Below are 19,188 nucleotides of genomic sequence, written 5' to 3'. Positions count from 1 at the left end.
ATAATTCGACAAGGATGAGACTTTTGTTTCTGTAAAGAAACTCGACACTATTTTGATAGCACTAGTTTCCTTGCAACTTTTAACTTCAGCTTCTGTATAAAACTTTTGTTACCCTTTCGTAGGTGAGTTACTTTAAATTTGTTCCGATACGCATCAAAGTGCATTCCCTTTGGTGCAATAAGGACATCCCCTCTTTTAAGTAGCAGTTTAAGTGCGTTTGTAGCGGCTACGCCGGCACAAAGCTTAACCGCCATCGGCGTAGATGGGCCGCGTTTTTCATTGAAATTAGCCGCTTCTGGAACTACTAGATATTTTCGCTGTAACATTTTGGGAGATAGCCCGACTAAAAACTTCAAGCACTTACTTTCATCATCATCATCTTTCTGGATATCAAAATAATTAGAGAAAGACATACTAGAATCTGTAAAGCAAAGTACAGAAGTTCCCATTCCTAAGGGCGCTGCTGTAATCGCGGGTATACCTTGTAGACGACAATGGTTGAATACTTGTTCTCTGATATCAATAACGAAAAAGTCAAGACTATCTATGTATATGTCTACATCAGCGAGGAATTCAGAAATGTTTGTCGAATTTATTCCTTCAGGAAAAACTTTTATCGAACAGTTAGGGTTAATATCTTTTAACACTCTTTCTAAAACAGAGATTTTAGGCATTTCCAATGTGGAAAGAAAAGCTCCAGCTTGTCGATTTAGGTTATGGACTTCAAAAATATCAAAATCTGAAATGGAGAATTTCTCGATTCCCAGTCTTGCTAGAGTTACAGCGTGTTCAAAGCCTACTCCGCCAGCACCTGCGATAGCAACACGCTTGGCTCTGATGCTCTGCTGTTCATCTGCAGTCAACCATCCAATATTTCTAGAGAAAGCTTTAGTATAGTCAAACATAACTTACACTAATCCTTTTGGGTACTTACCAACCGTTTCTTGGATATCATTTAACATCACTCTAAAACTTGGTCTGAGGTTATGGAATAGCAATGTAGGGTTGATATAAAACGGCGCTCTTTTACCGTGATAATTTACAACAGGCCCAATTTGTTCAAATTGGATTCCAATGAACCGCATGCTGCGAGCTAGCCTGGGCTCCATCATAACGTAGGTATGTTTGATATCATTATGAATTACTAGAGCTGCTGCAGAAAAGTATAAGCCTATAGCTATAAATGGAAAACAGCGTAGTTCGTTTTCTGAGTATGTGTGTTCATTGATAACACCAATGGCAGCTCCAGAGAACTTATCCATCTGACGTTTTCGAAATTCTAGTGGAACTGCCAGGCGGGATATTTCACAAATATCTTGTCTTGCAAAATTACGTGGATTTAGCGTTTCATGAGTAATGGAGTCTAAACAAAATTTCTCTATCGGAAGAAGTTGCTCGTCTGATTGAGGCCTTACTAGCCGCACTGTGCCTGCATAGTGGCCTGATCTCCTATGCTTTATTAAACAAGGGCTGGAAAACGTATCGAATTCATCTTTTTCAAATTTATCGCTTCGAAGGGGTTCGAATCCTAGTTCTTCACAATACACCTTGTGTCGTATTGAATAACTTTGATCACGAGTCGATTGAGATTGTGCAACAACAGGCTCTAGAAAATCTGAGAAGTGCTTAGATATAAATTTAGCTTCTTGAAGTTTCTCTAATCCGCCAAGTGCTTTTCCTAGTTTGCTGTCTCGGCCGACGATAGACTTCACGCGCGCTATTATTGTTTTATTAGCCACTAAACTTCGATCCACAAAAATCATCCTTCAAGAGAGTTTAGCAAATATTTTTCATAAATTACTTAATCCTTTTATACTATTTTTCTTAGTAATTGGTAATTTGTGTTTGTTTAGCATTCGTATTTTTGCTTGTATCACCGTAAATAGGCAGTGATCTATGTAACACAGGCGTGAAAATACCTGGTTTGTATGAGAAAACGTAATTTATTTAAGCCATTTCGGTAGCCAGATATAAATGACGTTTTTTCTAAATATCTATAGGCGGAAATAATATGAAAATTTTCTATATCGCAGCTTTACTAATGCTCACTATCTTCAGTGCAGGGCTTAAAGCACAATCCAATCAAAGTAATGACTTTGTTGATATGGTCAAAATGGTTTCAGAAGGTACAGTAGCAATTGCTATCGATGCGCCAATCAAACATTCTTCTCCACGAGTTCTAGGAACTGGTTTCGTTGTTACGAATGGTCACTTCGCGATAACTAATTATCATGTGGTATCAGAAGATCTAGATCCAACTATAGTTGAACATTATGTCGTTCTAAGCGGGGTGGGAAGTGTTGTTAAAAAAATAAAAGCGGAAGTCGTTGAAATAGATCCCAAACATGACTTGGCTCTATTGAAGTTGAGTTCTCCATTAAAGCCCTTAGAGCTTGGGAGTCAGGAGTTACTACTTCCTGGAACTGAGATAGCGCTTACAGGTTTTCCAATCGGTGCTGTTTTAGGTCTATACCCAGCGACCCATAGGGGATACATTTCAGCTATAACCCCAGATGCAATCCCTGCATCAAACAGTGACCAGTTAAATTTGGTAATGATGAAGCGCCTTCAAAATGTTAGTCTAATTTATCAACTCGACGCTATAGCGTATCCTGGTAACAGTGGCAGCCCATTATATAATCCAGAAACGGGAGAGGTTATTGGAGTGATAAATAAGGTTTTAGTTAAAGATACTAAGGAAAGTGCTCTGGCTTCGCCGACGGGAATTTCATATGCTATTCCTGTAAAGTTTGTTATTAAGTTAATTGGGAAATATAGTGGAGAAAGTTAATATTGGGTTTGTGACGTCATTTGTGGCCCAATACTTGCCAGTTTCGTGTAAGATGACAGAAATTCTAGAGTAACTTCTATGACGGTCAAGAGACTCAATAAAAAACGCATTATTGCTTAGATGACCAATTATAAGCTTAAAGCTTACCCTTTCAGAACCCAATGACAATTTTACATCAGTTAGGACATGACGGATGTACCTCAAAATTACTGAACAATACCCAAGGGATTAATAAATGAAAATCTTAGTCACCGGAGCAGCTGGTTTTATTGGCGCAGCTGTATCGCAATACCTTATCAATCGTGGTGACCAAGTTGTCGGGATTGACAACATAAACGATTATTACGATGTAAATCTAAAGCACGCCCGCTTAGATGAAATTAAATCATCACCTGCTGCAGAACTGTTTTCGTTCGTTGAAATGGGGGTAGAAGAGCGCGAGAAAATGGCAGCGCTTTTTGAAGAACATAAGTTCGACAGGGTCGTGCACTTAGCAGCGCAAGCAGGCGTGCGTTACTCTTTAGAAAACCCTAATGCATACGTCGACTCGAACATTGTCGGGTTCGTGAATATCTTAGAAGGGTGTCGTCATAATAAGGTAGAGCATTTGGTGTACGCATCATCTAGCTCAGTTTACGGTGCGAACGAAACTATGCCGTTTTCAGAGCAGCACAATGTCGATCACCAAGTTAGCTTGTATGCCGCTTCTAAAAAAGCGAACGAGCTAATGGCGCACACTTATAGCCACCTGTATAACTTGCCTACAACAGGGCTGCGCTTTTTCACTGTTTACGGTCCTTGGGGTCGTCCAGATATGGCGCTGTTCAAGTTCACAAAAGCTATTTTGGAAGGTAAAACAATTCAGGTTTACAACTACGGCAACCACCGTCGTGATTTTACCTATATTGATGATATCGTTGAGGGCGTGATTCGCTCACTGGATAATGTGGCGAAACCTAATGAGAGTTGGGATGGCGGCAACCCAGATCCTAGTACCAGTAAGGCGCCTTATAAAGTGTACAATATTGGTGCGCAAACGCCTGTTCACCTTTTGAAGTTCATTGAAACGCTGGAAAGTGCGCTGGGTATTGAGGCTAAAAAAGAGCTGCTTCCTATGCAGCCGGGCGATGTGCCTGACACCTATGCTGACGTGTCGTCACTAGTCGAAGATACTGGGTACCAACCGTCTACCGATGTCGAGACAGGCGTAAAAGCGTTTGTTGATTGGTATCGTGACTTTTACAAGGTATAAGACCTAGAGCGTTAAGCGTTATCTAAAAAGCAGTTAAATTGCACTGTTTCTCATAAATCCCGCACACTTTTTGGGCAAAAATTCTTTTGTGGTTGAATAACCAAGCTCAAAAAGTGTGTTTTTAATTTCAGGCGTAAGCGAAAAGTCCACCGCAGATATTTCACCGGTATTCACCACCACTGTATTGTGCCAATACTTGGCATTGACGTACTCCCTAGATATTGCTGTCATAAATGTACGAATGAGCATGCTAACGTATTGGGGTAATTGAAGAAGGTTCTTTTTAATGGCTTTACGTTTTTGATTGGTGCTTTGTAGCCTGAAGCACACGGATGGTGTGCCATCACCTCGCCAGTCTTCAAACAGCGCATCCTCAGACAATATCGCCCCATCTACTAATAAGTGCTCTTTAAAGGGCTTAAATGAAAAGATAAGCGGAATCGACATAGAGTACCGCACTGCTTCTGATACTTTCATATCAGGGGAAGTGTGCTTATTAAATAGAACTGGCCCGCCGCCGTTCACGTCGGTAGCGAGTATATGCAGGTCAAGGGGGAGGTCTGAAAACACTGCGCCCTCTAGCTGTTCGTCAATCCATCGTTGAAATACGTCGCCAGACGACAGCCCACCTTCTCGAAGTAACCTTATCAGCGAAAACTCAGTGAATTGCTTGAAATCGGTAACTAGTGCTAGCTCTCGCATTTGCTCGACAGTGTACCCTTTGGCATAGAGGGAAGCGATTATTGAGCCGCCAGATACACCTACCAAGGTATCGAAGCCAACATTCATATCGTGCAACGCTTTTATGATGCCGATATGGGCGCTTAAGCGCGTGCCTCCACCAGAAAAGATTGGAACTATTTGTGTTACGTTCGCATGTAAAAGTTTATTCGGTATCGCCGCCGAGGCTATTTGCATGTGCATACTCCAAACTAGGGAGGCGTCGCGAACAAGGTTTTTAATTGAGCGGTAAAACGAAACGCAGTGCCTCACAGTAAAAGCGTAGTTTAATGGCGCACTATCAGTAAAGTTTGAAAAGGAAGAAGAGCGATATCTTTAGTCTAAGGTGTTGCGATATTGCTACATAATGCGATGTTCAGTACTTTCATCAGTGAGTTCAACTGACATACCAAAAAGTGCAAATGATTGGAAATAATGCGAATAATACATAAAAAAGGCTCACTTAAGGTTTAACGAAAGTGAGCCTAGTTTTTATAAGGTTGAGTTTCTAACGTGCTTTACGGTCGAGGTTATTAACTTGAGGGTTCAACCAATAAATACACGTTTGAAATTAACTCGCAGCAAGCTTCGCTTTCATCTCGCGGCGACGTGCGTGCAACAAAGGTTCGGTGTAACCACTAGGTTGTTCTTTACCTTTAAAGATAAGGTCGCTTGCAGCTAAGAAGCCGATTGAGCTGTCTAGATCAGGCGCCATCGGGATATATTCAGGGTCTCCCGCATTTTGCTCATCTACTAACACTGCCATGCGAGCCAAAGACTCTTTTACCTGATCTACACTTACAATACCGTGCTCTAACCAGTTCGCGATATGCTGCGATGAAATACGTAAGGTCGCACGGTCTTCCATCAAGCCTACATCGTTGATATCAGGAACCTTCGAGCAGCCAACACCTTGGTGTACCCAACGTACTACGTAGCCCAAAATACCTTGAACGTTGTTGTCGATCTCACGCTTAATGCTTTCGCGAGTCAGCGTAGAGGCGTCTTCTAACATTGGAATGGTAAGTATGTCAGCAAGGCCATCAAAGTTTTCATCTAGCGACTTTTGAACGTCAAATACATTTACATCATGATAATGTAGCGCATGTAGTGTCGCTGCAGTAGGAGAGGGAACCCACGCAGTATTTGCACCCGCTTTAGGGTGGCCTATTTTGGCAGTCATCATATTTTGCATTTCATCAGGTATCGGCCACATGCCTTTACCAATTTGCGCTTTGCCAGAAAGACCACAACGAAGGCCTACAGCCACATTCGCGGTTTCATACGCTTTGATCCACGCCATCGATTTAAGGGCAGCTTTTTCTGCAAAAGGCCCTGCAAGCATTGAGGTATGAATTTCATCACCGGTTCTGTCTAAGAAACCGGTATTGATGAATACAACCCGTGATGTGGCTTCAGCAATACAAGCCTGAAGGTTAATACTCGTGCGGCGCTCTTCATCCATAATACCCATTTTAAGGGTGTTGGCTGGAACATCGATAATTGTTTCAATAGCACCAAATAATGCGTTAGAGAATGCAACTTCTTCCGGCCCATGCATTTTAGGTTTAACAATATAGATACTGCCTTCACGGCTGTTTTTAAATTTACTATTTCCTAAAAGGTCATGCTTTGCGATAAGAGAAGTCACTAGCCCATCCATGATGCCCTCTGGCACTTCTTCGCCATCAAAGAGCATCGCATTGTTAGTCATAAGATGACCTACGTTTCTAACAAACATAAGGCTTCGACCAGACAGCACTAGCTCGCCGCTTTTTAACTCCTCTTGTGAAGCGTGTTTAGATGGCTGATAGGATCTATCGTCATGCATCGCGCGAACAAGTTGCTTGCCGCTCTTTGTCATCTCGACACTTAGGGTGCCTTTCATCAAGCCTAACCAGTTGCTGTACACTAAAGTTTTGTCTTCAGCATCAACAGCGGCAACGGAATCTTCGCAGTCCATAATAGTAGTCAGGGCCGCTTCAACCAATACGTCTTTAACGTTTGCAGCATCGCTCTCGCCAATAGGGTGAGTCGGGTCTAGTTGAATTTCAAAATGCAGGCCGTTGTGGGCAAATAGCAAGCTGGAAGGCGCGCTAATGTCACCCTGATATCCCTGCCACTGTTCGGTATTCGCAAGTGTAGTCTCATCGCCGTCGGCAAGGGTAATTGCTAGTTTGCCGGATTCTATTTTGTATTTAGTGACATCAGCATGGCTGCCTTTCGCGAGCGGTATCATACTATCTAAGTAGTCTTTGGCTTTCGCAACTACTTTAGCACCACGTACGGGGTTATAGCTTTTGCCTGGCTCGGCGCCACCATCATTGCTAATAACGTCAGTGCCGTATAATGCGTCGTAAAGGCTTCCCCAGCGCGCGTTTACCGCGTTAAGCGCATAGCGAGCGTTATTGATTGGCACTACTAACTGTGGCCCAGCCATAGTTGCAATTTCAGCGTCTACATTTTGTGTTTGCGCGCTTACTTGAGATGGTTGCTCCACAAGATAGCCAATGCTTTTTAGAAAGTCGGTATATTCATTTCCATTTACCGGGTTACCAGCTTTGTGGTAGTCGTCGATAGCGCGCTGAAGCTGTTCACGCTTTTCTAATAACGCGCGATTTTGAGGAATAAACTTTTCGAAGAGGGTTTCTGCACCTTGCCAGAAGGTGTTTTGTTCTACGCCTGTGCCAGGAAGCGCTTGTTCGTTGATAAATTTGTCGAGTTCTGCGGCAACCTGTAGTCGGCCTCTAGTAATATATCCTTGCATAACTACCTCTATACATTTTTCTGTTAACCCAGTGTAGTGTGTATAGAGATAGTTTTTTAATTTATGGTTTGTATTTTTGCCATATTTCTTGTGAATGTTTAACCCGCATTCATTTCACTAGCCACATCGCTTATCAATCGACGTAACCAAATATGACCTGCATCGTGATGAAGTAGGGCACTCCACGCCATTTTTAGTGCAATAGGTGGTATGTCAAAAGGCGGCTCTTTAATTACTACGTCTGGGTCGTGCTTAAACAAACGGGCTGCTTTGCTCGGCAAAGTAGCAATAAGCTTCTGCTTTTTCGCAATTTGCAAGGCTGCGTGGTAATGGCGGGTAAAAACGCGGATAGCACGTTGTTTTCCTATCTTGGTCAGTTCAGCATCTACCCATCCCAGCTTTTGAACTTCATTCGGGTCAATACCAACGCCAACACCAAAGCCTGTTTTACTCACCCAGATATGCTGAGCATTCAAGTAGCCTTCAAGGTTGCATTTTTCCACTAGCGGGTGGTCTGCGCTCATCACGCAGCTAAAAGTGTCGTACCAAATAACTTTTTGGTGAAATGATAAAGGAAGTTCATCGAAGCGGTTAATCGCCATATCAACCTTACCTTGCTCCACATCGTGAAACGTCACGTCACTAGGCGTAATAAGGTCAAGGGTAATGTTGGGCGCTAGGTCGGCTAGTCTTCCAACCAATTCGAGCAACAAGGTACTTTCTGCATAGTCACTAGTCATAATGCGAAAAGTTCTGTCACTGGTTAACGGGTCGAAATCAGTTTCTGGCTGAATAGAGCTTTCTAATCGACTAAGTACATCGCGAATAATAGGCTGCAGCTCGAGGGCACGCTTAGTAGGTGTCATTCCATCGCTGGTTCGCACTAAAAGCGGATCTTTAAACAGATCGCGAAGGCGTTTCAAGCCGTTACTCATTGCTGGCTGAGTAATGCTTAGCTGGTTTGCAGCTTTGGTTACACTTCCTTCGCGCAGCAGCACATCTAAATAAACTAATAAATTCAGGTCGACCTTCGCTATATTCATTATTCTAATGCTCTTATTAAACCTAATTAAACACACCTATTATAGAGCTTTTTTATTTGATTGTCAGATAAGCGTTTAGTCTTAAATTCTTCATGGTTTTATTCGTAACGTATTGAAAATATTGGGGTATATGGATTGGTTATGGGGAGGGGGGAAATATGGCTTCTTTTATTTTTACTAAAAAGCATAAATGAAATGAATAGCGTGCAGAAAAAAGGGCACCCGAAGGTGCCCTGTAGGAAAGGTTGGGATGCTTTCCGTTTAACTCATTGCCTGTTCGCGTTATACGTCGAACTGGTTCATGGTGTTATCTTCACCAGACGCTTTAAGTGCACCTTCACCAGAAAAGTACTCTTTATGCGTATCGCCTAGGTCAGAACCTGCCATTGCTTGGTGCTTAACGCATGCTAGGCCTTGACGAATTTCTTGACGCTGCACACCGCGTACATAAGCAAGCATACCTTCTTCACCGAAGTAGCCTTTTGCAAGGTTGTCTGTAGACAGTGCCGCAGTGTGATAAGTCGGTAGCGTGATAAGGTGGTGGAAGATGCCTGCTTCACGCGCTGCATCAGCTTGGAAGCTCTTAATCTTCTCGTCCGCCGCTGCTGCAAGTTCGCTGTCGTCATAGTCAGCAGACATAAGTTTCGCGCGGTCATAACCAGAAACGTCTTTACCTTCTTCTGTCCAAGCATCGAATACTTGCTGACGGAAGTTAAGCGTCCAGTTGAATGATGGAGAGTTATTGTAAACTAGCTTTGCGTTTGGAACTTGCTCGCGAATAGCGTTAACCATTTCAGCAATTTGACCAACGTGCGGCTTTTCAGTCTCAATCCATAGCAAGTCAGCACCGTGCTTAAGCGACGTTACACAGTCAAGTACTACACGGTCGAAACCAGTGTTGTCTTTAAAGCGGAACAAGCCGTTTGGTAAGCGCTCAGGCTTAACAAGTTTGCCACCTTGTTTAAGAACTAGGTCACCTTCAGTTAGGTCTTCAACACCCGCAACTTCGGTGGTTTTAAGGAAAGCATTGTACTGAGCAGCTAAATCGCCTTCTGAAGTAGAAACAGGGATCTTTTGAGTAAGGCCAGCACCTAGTGAGTCGGTACGTGCGACGATTACACCTTCATCAACACCTAGCTCAAGGAATGCGTAGCGTACTGCGTTGATCTTAGCTAGGAAGTCTTCATGAGGCACGGTTACTTTACCGTCTTGGTGACCACATTGCTTCGCATCAGATACCTGGTTTTCGATTTGGATACAGCATGCACCCGCTTCAATCATTTGCTTTGCAAGTAGGTACGTTGCTTCTTCGTTACCAAAGCCCGCGTCGATATCCGCGATAATTGGAACTACGTGAGTTTCGTAGTTGTCGATTTCAGCTTGAACAGCAGCAACATCGCCGCCATTTTTCTTCGCGTCGTCTAGTTTATTGAAAAGGTCACCCAATTCACGAGCGTCAGCTTGGCGAAGGAAAGTGTATAGCTCTTCGATAAGTGCAGAAACTGACGTTTTCTCGTGCATAGATTGGTCAGGAAGAGGACCAAACTCAGAGCGTAGTGCTGCTACCATCCAACCTGAAAGGTATAGATAGCTTTTATTCGTTGTGCCCTGGTGCTTTTTAACTGAAAGCATTTTCTGTTGGCCCACAAAGCCGTGCCAGCAGCCTAGAGACTGTGTGTACTGAGACGAATCTGCGTCGTATTCAGCCATGTCTTTGCGCATGATGCTTGCTGTGTAGCGAGCAATGTCTAAACCTGTTTTGAAACGGTTTTGAACCTTCATACGTGCAGCGAATTCTGGGTTGATACCTTCCCAAGTTCCGTTTTGTGCTGCCTTTAATGTGGCGAAGTTATCAATGTCTTGTTGATATTGCGACATGAGCGTCTCTCCCGACTATAATTAAAATTCTTAACGTTGTTTGTGTTCACGCTGTAGGGCGTTCCCGTTGATTCCATTTCATCCTAGTGCCGTAGTTCGAATAATAGAAATATATATTTTGCATTGCGGTCATTTATTTTATGAATGTTTATTTGGGGCGTTGTGCCACCGATTTTCTATCAAATTTAGAAAATACTTATTCAGTTGTTTGAAGGAATGAGGCGTACGAGCCTAGTCGTTTACCGCTAAAAAATTGAAAGAAGCCTTACGAAAACTGCGCGCGAAAGTAATTAGAAGAGGCACACTTGAAGTTGTTCGCCTATATTTAAGCTACCTTTTGTTGATAGTGATGCCTTGCGAGTACATTTAGCTGAGCCCTGCGCGCTTTCACGTACTTGCGTAAAGTGGTTAGGATAAGGCGCAAACGCTAGCAAATAAAAGCTTACAGAACGTAAGGTTGCTGCAAAGCGTGTTTTACTGTTAAAGCATTAATTCTGTTGCTTTTTTCAGCTGTCTATTAGCTAAAAGGGTAATAGCTTTGTAATGATGGTCGGGGTAACTTTAGCGATAAGTTATTGTAGCTAGGCTAAATTGATATAACGGTATTGACTCGGCTATAGGTCTTTGATTGTAAATTGAAAAGTGGGCGTTATGAGTAACAGTGTATTGTCGTCGGTTGATCAGAGAACCAAGCTTGTAGGGGAAAACAGGCTTGAGCTTTTGATGTTTCAGCTTGGAACCCGCCACATTTTTGCCATGAACGTTTTTAAAATTAAAGAGGTTATTAACGTACCCAAACTCAACATTATGCCTGGCTCCCACAACAACCTCAAAGGTGTAATGAACTACCGCGGCAGTTCTATTCCAATTATAGACTTGCGTCAGGCAATAAAAATGCGCGGTGCAGCCACTGAAGCTACGGCTAAAAACGTAATTATCACTGAATACAATAGAAGTGTGCAGGGCTTTATTATTGGCGAAGTTAAAAACATCGTAAATACTTCCTGGGGGACCATACAGCCGCCCCCAAGCGGCATTGGTAAGTCTAACTATTTAACCGCCATAACTCAGGTGAATGTTGAGGGTAAACAAGAGCTGGTTGAGATAATTGATGTCGAAAAAGTGCTCGCGGAAATCATCGATTACGATACATCCATCTCCGAAGAAGTGTTAGATCAAGGTATCGTTAATCACTTTTTAGGTAAGAAAGTGTTGATAGTTGATGATTCCAGCACGGCAAGAAAACAAATTAAAGACACCTTAGAGCAGCTAGGTATCAGTATTATTGAGCGAAAGAACGGCGCAGAAGCCTTGGCGCTACTAAAACAGTGGGCAGATGAAGGTAAAAACCCTACCGATGAAATCTTGCTTATGTTCACTGATGCAGAAATGCCGGAAATGGACGGTTATCGGCTTACCTCAGAAGTACGTAACGACCCGCGTATGAGTGATTTGTTCATAGCACTTAATACCTCATTGAGCGGGAGCTTTAACGATGCCATGGTAGAAAAAGTGGGGTGTAATAGATTCATCTCGAAATTCCAGCCTGATATGCTTGTTGACGTGGCGCAGCAGCGCATGCGTGAATACCTCGCTGCTCAAAACAAATAGATTTCCTTTCTTAAAAAAACCTTCAATTAGACGAGGTGACTAAAATGGTCATCTCACCACAAGCTTATTTTATCCAAAAGCTTTGAGCATATTGTCTGCCTGATTTACACTATTACCTTTTATCGCTTTATAAATGCTAATGAATCATTCGCGATAATACCGATTTTGCGGTAACTGCGGCCAATAACGTCAGCAGGTATCTTTACTTACTCAGGGAAGTTTAAATGATTAAACAATTTGTTCGCACATCATTGCTAAGTTGTGCGTCTATTGCTGTTCTTGCAAGCTGTGGTATCACTGAATCTAAGACTGAATCAGCAAACGTAAACAGTAGTCAAATCAAAGGCGTGCCGAAAAATATCATTATGGTTGTTGCCGACGGCATGGGGCCTGCCTACACAACTGCTTACCGTAATTATGTAGATGATCCGTCAACACCGGAAGTAGAGACGGTTGTATTTGACGATATTTTGGTGGGTAACGCGTCGACTTACCCCGCTCGTGTATCGGGTTATGTCACCGACTCAGCCGCTGCTGCAACAGCACTTGCTACCGGCGTGAAGTCATACAATGGTGCAATAGGTGTAGATGTTAATAAGCAGCCGGTAAACTCGGTGATGTACCATGCTAAGAGCAAAGGTATGCGTACGGGGTTAGCTGTTACGTCTCAAATTGTTCACGCAACACCAGCATCATACATTGCGCACAACGAAAGCCGTAAGAACTACAACGAAATTGCTGAAGATTTCTTTGATGTGCGCGCAAACGGCGAGTTCGTGGCAGATGTAATGTTAGGTGGCGGCACTTCTTACTTTGAACGTGAAGACAGAGATATTTTGGCGCAGTTCATTGATGAGGGCTACGAATATGCCGATTCATATAACCGCTTGGCGTCGGTGCCAGCAGGAAGTAATGTACTAGGTCTGTTTGCTCCTGTGGCGCTACCTGCGGTACTTGATGATAAGCGTAAAAACCGTCTTAAGTATTTAACTCAACATGCTATCAAGCACTTAGAAAACGACAACGGCTTTTTCCTTTTAGTTGAAGCGAGCCAGGTAGATTGGGCAGGGCATGCGAATGATATCGCTTCTGCCATGGCTGAAATGCACGACCTAGCGTTAACCATGGAATATCTGCGCGACTATGTAAAAGCTAACCCGGATACATTGGTTGTACTAACTGCTGACCATAGCACCGGAGGTTTAACAATTGGCGCAAATGGTGATTACCGCTGGAGCCCTGAACACCTTAAGTCAATGACAGCCTCAGTAATGACGATAGCGCTTAATATGGCTAATGAAGAAAATCCTGGCGAGTATGTGGCGCAGAAGCTTGGGCTTTCGTTAAGCGAAGAAGAGTTAGCCACGTTAAATAGTGTATCGAATCAAGATGATGAAACGCGCTTTATGGCGGTGAAAACCTTCCTAGATTCAAAAACAAATACAGGGTGGACTACAGGCGGCCATACCGGTGTAGATGTTGAAGTGTTTGCTTTTGGCGCTGGCTATCAGTCGTTTATGGGGCAAATTGACAATACCGATATTGCTAAAACCATTTTCAGTTTCATTGATAAACAACAGCCTATAAAAATCGATAATGACGCAAATGAAGTATCAAGAAAGGTGAACACCAACATTGAGCTTACGTCAGACGAAGATGATGACGGCTTATGCGATTTCAAAGAAGACTGGCGCTGTAACTAAACGTCGGGTATACGGCCGAACTAAGGCTTTGTAGCAAGTGTATTATTGAAGCAACACATAGCCAATAGAACTTAACTAAAATGGAAGCGCCGGCGTTTTTTAAACAGGCGCTTTTCTTTTATTTACAAAAAAGATATTAGCAAAAAAGAGGTCAAACGAGAGAATGGAAAGCGAAATGCTATCGTTACTGCAGGATATTTATGACGAAGTCGAGCCTATGCTTGGCATGGGTAAAGTCGCAGACTATATCCCGGCGTTAGCCACGGTTAATCCTCGTCAGTTTGGTATTTCTATTTGTGATATCAATGGGCACATCACGTCTATTGGTGACGCTAGCGTTCCCTTTTCAATACAAAGCATCTCAAAAGTTTTTAACTTGGTTTTGTCCATCAATCACTACGGTGAAACCATGTGGGAGAGGGTCGGGTGTGAGCCATCTGGGCTGCCGTTCAACTCCTTAGTGCAGTTAGAATACGAACACGGTATTCCGCGCAACCCTTTTATTAACGCAGGCGCGCTGGTGGTAAGCGATATGGTGCAGTCGCGCTTTGCATCGCCTTTTATTGCCATGAGAGATTTTGTAAGGCGCTTAAGCTGCAATGGGGAAATTATAGTTAATAAAGAAGTTGCCGATTCGGAGTTCGAGCACCGTTCTCGTAACGCGGCAATGGCGTATTTGATGAAAGCCTACGGCAATTTTGAAAATGATGTTGAGGATGTGCTTCGTAATTACTTTCATAATTGCGCATTAGAAATGAGTTGTGAAGACTTAGCGCGATCCACGAGCTTTCTTGCTAACGCCGGCTTTTCAACCTGTGCAAATGAGCAGGTATTAACGCCTTACCAAACTAAGCAAGTGAACGCATTGCTTGCAACTAGCGGTATGTATGACGAAGCGGGCAGCTTTGCTTTTAAGGTGGGTTTGCCGGGCAAAAGTGGGGTAGGCGGCGGTATTGTTGCCGTAGTACCTGGTCGATTCACTATTTGCGTATTTTCCCCTGCTCTTAACAGCGTAGGGAATTCTCAGCTAGGCGTTGCGGCGCTAACTTCACTAAGTGAACGGATAAACTGGTCTATTTATTAGTAGCCCGTCAATTCCATAAAGCCGCTCCCCGAGTGGGAGCCCTCTACTTCAACTCGTCCCTCATAATAGGGAAATAAACTGTTATTCCACTGTTTTTCTTTAAACGCGCTTACGGAAACATCAATATTTTTTGTCGGTAACTGTATGCGCCATGCAGTGGGAACGGAACGCACTGAACTATCATGTTCGTTTCCCTGCTTGCCATCTTGTTTGCTTTCTTTTTGAATTAGCTCATAGCCTGTTGGCGTAATAGATAGGTTGGCTTGCTCGACGGTCTCTTTCATTCCATTTTTATTTATGAAGCTGGCCGTGGTGAATACTTCAGTGTTTTTAGCTTCGCTTTTCTCTTCGCGGTCAGTATTCGCATGCATTCGAAACGCCATGAGTTTGCTTCCGTCGTTTAAATGCAGTGAAAACCAGTCCCATCCTAATGCCTCACTGTTGGCCAAATGGCTTGTCCATTCGTGATCAAACCAGCCTTTACCCTTAACCTTTATGTTATTGCCTTCTATATTCATTGTTCCCTTCGCATTAATGAAGGGTTGACTGTAATAGTAAGACCGAAGCCGTTCGTCTTGCGTTTTTTTGCTATAGCCATTATCGCCTTGCTTTATAAAAGGGCCCGAAGCGTCTAAGTTAAGCGCAACCTTAACGGCTTTATTCATTGGAACTACTTCATTATTCAGCTGTATATCTGGAGGGGAAGCTCTATCAGCAGCACCGTTTTGAGCTTCACCGTTTTTAGGTAACGCGCCTTCAGAGGATTTGGAGGTTACATTGGGTAGCTGATTTGTATCGCGAGTATGTCGTTGACCAAAAGCAAAGGTCAACGTAGAAGGAAACATGGCACTACTATCTTCCGTGGCTTTTGATACTGGTTCAGTCTGTGCTGCCTTCCATACCCAATCATCTATAACCGCAGTAAAGGGGGCTGGTTTGACGTAAGCGTTGCCTACGCCGCCATTCGCAAATCGCTCTTCAAAATAGTGGTGATCTAGGGTATGCAATGAGGCATGCCCCATCCATTGTTGTCCGTTAGCCCAGTTTCGCATAGCTGGTTTATCAGTACTCATATTGGCGGCAGTATCGGTATTAAATCGAAAAAGCGTATACTGCAAACCAAATTTCTGACCGTCTTCGCCACTTAATACAAAGGTTAGGTACCACCATTCTAATTGGAAGTTTGGGTGGCTTTTATGATCTTCAGGAAGCCCAACATACGTGTTTCTTTCTACTGAAGTAAAGGCGTCGCTCGATTGCATCTCGCCAAAGAAACCACGAGGTGAAGAGGCTTTTGGCGACTCACTACTCTTACTTTGCTCTTTTGTATGCAAACTGTCATTGCAGGCAGACAAGAATGAGCAAGTGAGAAAAAGCAACAAAAAGCTATATTTGCTTAAAGGTCGCCGAAAATAGTGGCTATTGCGGTTCAATCTATGCCTCATAGCTGCACTTCCTGTCTTAAATCAATTTTGGGTTTGAGTTTCCCTAAAGGTAGTAAGAGCACCAGTGAAACGATAAGCAGAGAAAGACCCACACTAGACAGAATGACGTCTACTCCAATTGAAAGAGAGTACACCCAGTTAAACGCGTATCGATTGACTAAATTTATAAAGACGTAAGCTAAGTAAATGCCAAAGGGTATGGCAAGCAGTGCTGAAACCAAACAAAGTAACAGGTACTGCATAAATAGCGATGTTTTAACTTTTAGCTGGCTCACCCCCAATGCTCTTAGCACAGACAGTTGCGCCGAACTGCCTATAGTCAAAACAGTAAGGGACACCGCGAAGGCAATGCCCGCAACGAGCAAGGTCGTTATATTCAGGCCGTCGGTCAACACAAAGGTGCGGTCAAACGTATCCATGGAGGTATCTAAAAGCGCTTGCCTGCTATACAGGGTTATGTCGGATTCAACTCCAAGACGAGCTTTTAGCTGTTGTGCGAGCTTATCTTTTGATAAGGCAACGCCGCTACTCGCCGTGACCTCTTGGTTGCCGGTTGGCTTGGGATATATAGCCAGTACGCCGGAAAATAAGCTATTTCTCACTGAAGTGTTATTTTGGTTAAATAAGGGGAGTGCCGCTAATATCTGCCCATTAAGGTTGCCATAATCAGGATATATACCAAGCACTTTCCATTCAGGCCGTGTTGAAAAAATACTTGTATTTGAAGGCTCGGCTGTCGTAACGTCGGCAGAACTGTCTGACGCCCCTTTTGCTTGATTGGTTGCTGGGTTTGGTGATTGGGTAACGTTCGAACTACTTCCATTTATCCCTTTGCGAAATCTTATATTAGCTATATTTAGCGTGTCGCCTAATTCAGCATTAAGCGCGAAGGCTAATTGCTGATTAATAAATATTCCTTTCCCTTCCACAAACGCACCCCAAGCTGTACTAAGGTCGTTATTCATTACATTATCGAGGACCAGACCCTCTTTACCATTTTCATGAACAGGATAACTACTAATAGAAACGTAAGTTGGGGCGGGGGTTATTACTTCATCTGTTTTTTTTGTGCCGAATAAACTTATTACGTCACCGTCAGCTTTTAGCAAAGGCGTCACCGCCAGCGGTGATAGTGAATTGGCTGACAGTGATTCTATGTTACTGAGTGGTGCATCTGTATAAAGGTAGAAAGGCGCGTAAAGTCTTTGTTCTAACCATTGTTTCGTTGTGCCTCTAAAGCTGTCGGTCATGGTATTCATGCCGATATTTGCCGTTAACGCGATAAAAAATGCGCAAACAGCAAGGCGTGTTTTACTCGACAGTAAATGCATATTAGCAATCACGTAATGAAATACAGGCCATTGCCTTGGCACAAACGTGGTGAGTAGCTTTGCTACTATAGGTAGCCACAGAAGCACGAGTACGCAGCTGGTGAGGAGTAATAATGCAACAAAGAATAGTGCAGATGCCGTAGAGGTAACAAAGGCTTCAACAATAAATAGAAAAACTAAGGCAGATGCTGATACAAGGCCTACAGTCCATTGCCGCATCATTTTCTTTTTAGCGGGGCGCACAGTTAACGCATTTGAAAGCTTAACGATAGAAGCTAAAGAGAAAACGACTAAGGACGTAAAAGTCGTTATTAACGCGAATCCAAAAATAAAAAGCAGGTCTACGTCAGGGGTAATGAATACGGCATTAAACAACGACGTGAAGGTACCGCTTATTACCGGTGATAACCATGACGCTGCTTGAAAGCCTATGAACATGCCAATTGGTATACTTATCACGCAGTAAACCATCAGTTCAGTAAAAAGAGCGCTACTTAATATTCCTTTAGATATGCCAAGTTGGCGAAGCCTTATCACGTTAGGTAACCGTGTGCGGTACATTAAGTTTAGCGCGTTCAGCACTATAAAAAGTGATACCACGCCCATAAGCGCACTCATTGCCCACAGGTTCAATCTAAAGCTATCCGGTAACGAGCCAGTATCATTGTCACTTTTGTTACTTGATTGTTTAACCGCTATCCCAAGTAATGCTTCTATTGTCTCAAGGTCTTGTTCGGAAAGCGGCGAGAGAGCTACTAGGCCAGCAAGCGGTACAAAACTTTCTTGCTGCTTTGACATATCACTAGCACCAGGCTGGGTATTATCTTTGCTGAGGGCATTGGCTTTACTATTTTTGCTGTAAGAAGGGCTTATCCCTCCTTTATAAAAGTCATCAATAGAGACCAAAATCGTATCTTGCGGCACAAGACTACTTACATAAGCGTTAACCGTTGCAGGCCATTGCGGGGGATGCGTCGACGCTTTATGGTTCTTATTTAGCGTATTGTGACAGCTTAGTTTGGCATTTGTAACAGGGTGAAGCAGCCCATTTACAGAAAAGGAGGCCGTAGAATTAGCACGCAATATTCGAGCAGCAGAAGCTTGCTTACTTTCTCCAGCTCTCAAAGAAAGAGGTGATAGCGAAGTGTTTTCATCAGTAGCTCGAAAGGTACTTCCTAGAAGAGGCTGGGTATCAACGCCAAGCAACTTGAGGGTAATAGGTGTTGCTTTCTCATCACTGCATGAAAGGGTAATGCTGCGTTCAGATATAGCTATAAGCTGAGTAAAGCCATGCCTGCGAAGGGTGGCATAATCATCCTTCGTAAAGCCTTCATGAGTAAAGCGCTGATGCGGGGCTTGGTCTTGTACAGAACGCTCATGTTTAACGCTGCCTTGCATGTGTTTACCTAGTTTAAGCTGTGCATCGCTGCCGACCGGGGTGATGATACTGCCAGCCAAAAGACCTTGATTCGACTGCAATAGTTCACCCTGTGTCGCGCCTTCGTTTATCAGCAAAACAGTAACAAGCCCGGCATTGGCCAAAACTATTGCGACCATAATGAG

Annotated in this window: 13 protein-coding genes; 5 read left to right on the top strand and 8 right to left on the bottom strand. The window is 43.4% G+C overall.

Translation table 11 applies throughout. The features are described from left to right. Positions 1-47 precede the first annotated feature (47 nt). Together IW644_RS09835 and IW644_RS09830 are read right to left on the bottom strand one after the other, a co-directional pair. The gene (locus IW644_RS09835) at positions 48-905 is read right to left on the bottom strand and encodes a ThiF family adenylyltransferase (RefSeq protein WP_269917443.1); all 858 of its coding nucleotides are present in this window, start codon (positions 903-905) and stop codon (positions 48-50) included. A gap of 3 nt (positions 906-908) precedes the next feature. Continuing rightward, complete coding sequence (locus tag IW644_RS09830) at positions 909-1,754, bottom strand: PEP-CTERM/exosortase system-associated acyltransferase (RefSeq protein ID WP_269917442.1); 846 nt, start codon at positions 1,752-1,754, stop codon at positions 909-911. Positions 1,755-2,011: 257 nt separating this feature from the next. On the opposite strand from IW644_RS09830, the gene IW644_RS09825 reads away from it, so the two are divergent. Together IW644_RS09825 and IW644_RS09820 are read left to right on the top strand one after the other, a co-directional pair. Continuing rightward, positions 2,012-2,791 (top strand): S1 family peptidase, encoded by a 780-nt coding sequence (locus tag IW644_RS09825; protein ID WP_269917441.1) that lies wholly within the window; start codon positions 2,012-2,014, stop codon positions 2,789-2,791. Positions 2,792-3,026: 235 nt separating this feature from the next. After that, positions 3,027-4,043 carry an NAD-dependent epimerase gene (locus IW644_RS09820; protein ID WP_269917440.1) on the top strand — a complete coding sequence of 339 codons (1,017 nt, stop codon included), beginning with the start codon at positions 3,027-3,029 and terminating at the stop codon, positions 4,041-4,043. 33 nt (positions 4,044-4,076) lie between these two features. On the opposite strand, the gene IW644_RS09815 is transcribed toward IW644_RS09820, so the two are convergent. The 4 genes from IW644_RS09815 to IW644_RS09800 all read right to left on the bottom strand — a co-directional run bounded on the left by IW644_RS09815 (position 4,077) and on the right by IW644_RS09800 (position 10,451). Beyond that, positions 4,077-4,961 carry a patatin-like phospholipase family protein gene (locus IW644_RS09815; protein ID WP_269917439.1) on the bottom strand — a complete coding sequence of 295 codons (885 nt, stop codon included), beginning with the start codon at positions 4,959-4,961 and terminating at the stop codon, positions 4,077-4,079. A gap of 373 nt (positions 4,962-5,334) precedes the next feature. Beyond that, entirely contained in the window at positions 5,335-7,530 is a 2,196-nt protein-coding gene (locus tag IW644_RS09810; protein WP_269917438.1) for a malate synthase G, read from the bottom strand. A 98-nt stretch (positions 7,531-7,628) separates the two neighbouring features. Then, entirely contained in the window at positions 7,629-8,573 is a 945-nt protein-coding gene (locus tag IW644_RS09805) for a LysR family transcriptional regulator (protein WP_118493191.1), read from the bottom strand. A gap of 282 nt (positions 8,574-8,855) precedes the next feature. Then, positions 8,856-10,451 carry an isocitrate lyase gene (locus IW644_RS09800; protein WP_269917437.1) on the bottom strand — a complete coding sequence of 532 codons (1,596 nt, stop codon included), beginning with the start codon at positions 10,449-10,451 and terminating at the stop codon, positions 8,856-8,858. A 651-nt stretch (positions 10,452-11,102) separates the two neighbouring features. Between IW644_RS09800 and IW644_RS09795 the strand changes: the two genes are divergently transcribed. The 3 genes from IW644_RS09795 (at position 11,103) to glsB (ending at position 14,849) form a co-directional block, all read left to right on the top strand. Next, a complete protein-coding gene (locus IW644_RS09795) occupies positions 11,103-12,062 on the top strand; it encodes a chemotaxis protein CheV (protein WP_269917436.1) in 960 nt (319 codons plus the stop codon). Between the two features lie 224 nt (positions 12,063-12,286). Beyond that, complete coding sequence (locus IW644_RS09790; RefSeq protein WP_269917435.1) at positions 12,287-13,765, top strand: alkaline phosphatase; 1,479 nt, start codon at positions 12,287-12,289, stop codon at positions 13,763-13,765. Between the two features lie 175 nt (positions 13,766-13,940). Then, on the top strand, positions 13,941-14,849 hold the full coding sequence (gene glsB, locus IW644_RS09785) for a glutaminase B (RefSeq protein ID WP_179984083.1): 909 nt from the start codon (positions 13,941-13,943) through the stop codon (positions 14,847-14,849). On the opposite strand, the gene IW644_RS09780 is transcribed toward glsB, so the two are convergent. Continuing rightward, complete coding sequence (locus IW644_RS09780) at positions 14,846-16,183, bottom strand: lipocalin-like domain-containing protein (protein WP_269917434.1); 1,338 nt, start codon at positions 16,181-16,183, stop codon at positions 14,846-14,848. The genes glsB and IW644_RS09780 overlap by 4 nt on opposite strands. A 107-nt stretch (positions 16,184-16,290) precedes the next feature. After that, complete coding sequence (locus IW644_RS09775) at positions 16,291-19,182, bottom strand: FtsX-like permease family protein (protein WP_269917433.1); 2,892 nt, start codon at positions 19,180-19,182, stop codon at positions 16,291-16,293. Positions 19,183-19,188 lie beyond the last annotated feature (6 nt).

This window comes from Alteromonas sp. PRIM-21 (assembly GCF_027563165.1).
Classification (GTDB): Bacteria; Pseudomonadota; Gammaproteobacteria; order Enterobacterales; family Alteromonadaceae; genus Alteromonas; species Alteromonas macleodii_A.
The sequence above is the reverse complement of the archived record's forward strand: the minus strand, read 5'-3'. Positions and strand labels throughout refer to the sequence as shown.

Coding starts and splice junctions, on each gene's coding strand:
- IW644_RS09835 (WP_269917443.1), bottom strand. CDS start 905: ATGTTTGACTATACTAAAGCTTTCTCTAGAAATATTGGATGGTTGACT.
- IW644_RS09825 (WP_269917441.1), top strand. CDS start 2,012: ATGAAAATTTTCTATATCGCAGCTTTACTAATGCTCACTATCTTCAGT.
- IW644_RS09820 (WP_269917440.1), top strand. CDS start 3,027: ATGAAAATCTTAGTCACCGGAGCAGCTGGTTTTATTGGCGCAGCTGTA.
- IW644_RS09815 (WP_269917439.1), bottom strand. CDS start 4,961: ATGCAAATAGCCTCGGCGGCGATACCGAATAAACTTTTACATGCGAAC.
- IW644_RS09810 (WP_269917438.1), bottom strand. CDS start 7,530: ATGCAAGGATATATTACTAGAGGCCGACTACAGGTTGCCGCAGAACTC.
- IW644_RS09805 (WP_118493191.1), bottom strand. CDS start 8,573: ATGAATATAGCGAAGGTCGACCTGAATTTATTAGTTTATTTAGATGTG.
- IW644_RS09800 (WP_269917437.1), bottom strand. CDS start 10,451: ATGTCGCAATATCAACAAGACATTGATAACTTCGCCACATTAAAGGCA.
- IW644_RS09795 (WP_269917436.1), top strand. CDS start 11,103: ATGAGTAACAGTGTATTGTCGTCGGTTGATCAGAGAACCAAGCTTGTA.
- IW644_RS09790 (WP_269917435.1), top strand. CDS start 12,287: ATGATTAAACAATTTGTTCGCACATCATTGCTAAGTTGTGCGTCTATT.
- glsB (WP_179984083.1), top strand. CDS start 13,941: ATGCTATCGTTACTGCAGGATATTTATGACGAAGTCGAGCCTATGCTT.
- IW644_RS09775 (WP_269917433.1), bottom strand. CDS start 19,182: ATGGTCGCAATAGTTTTGGCCAATGCCGGGCTTGTTACTGTTTTGCTG.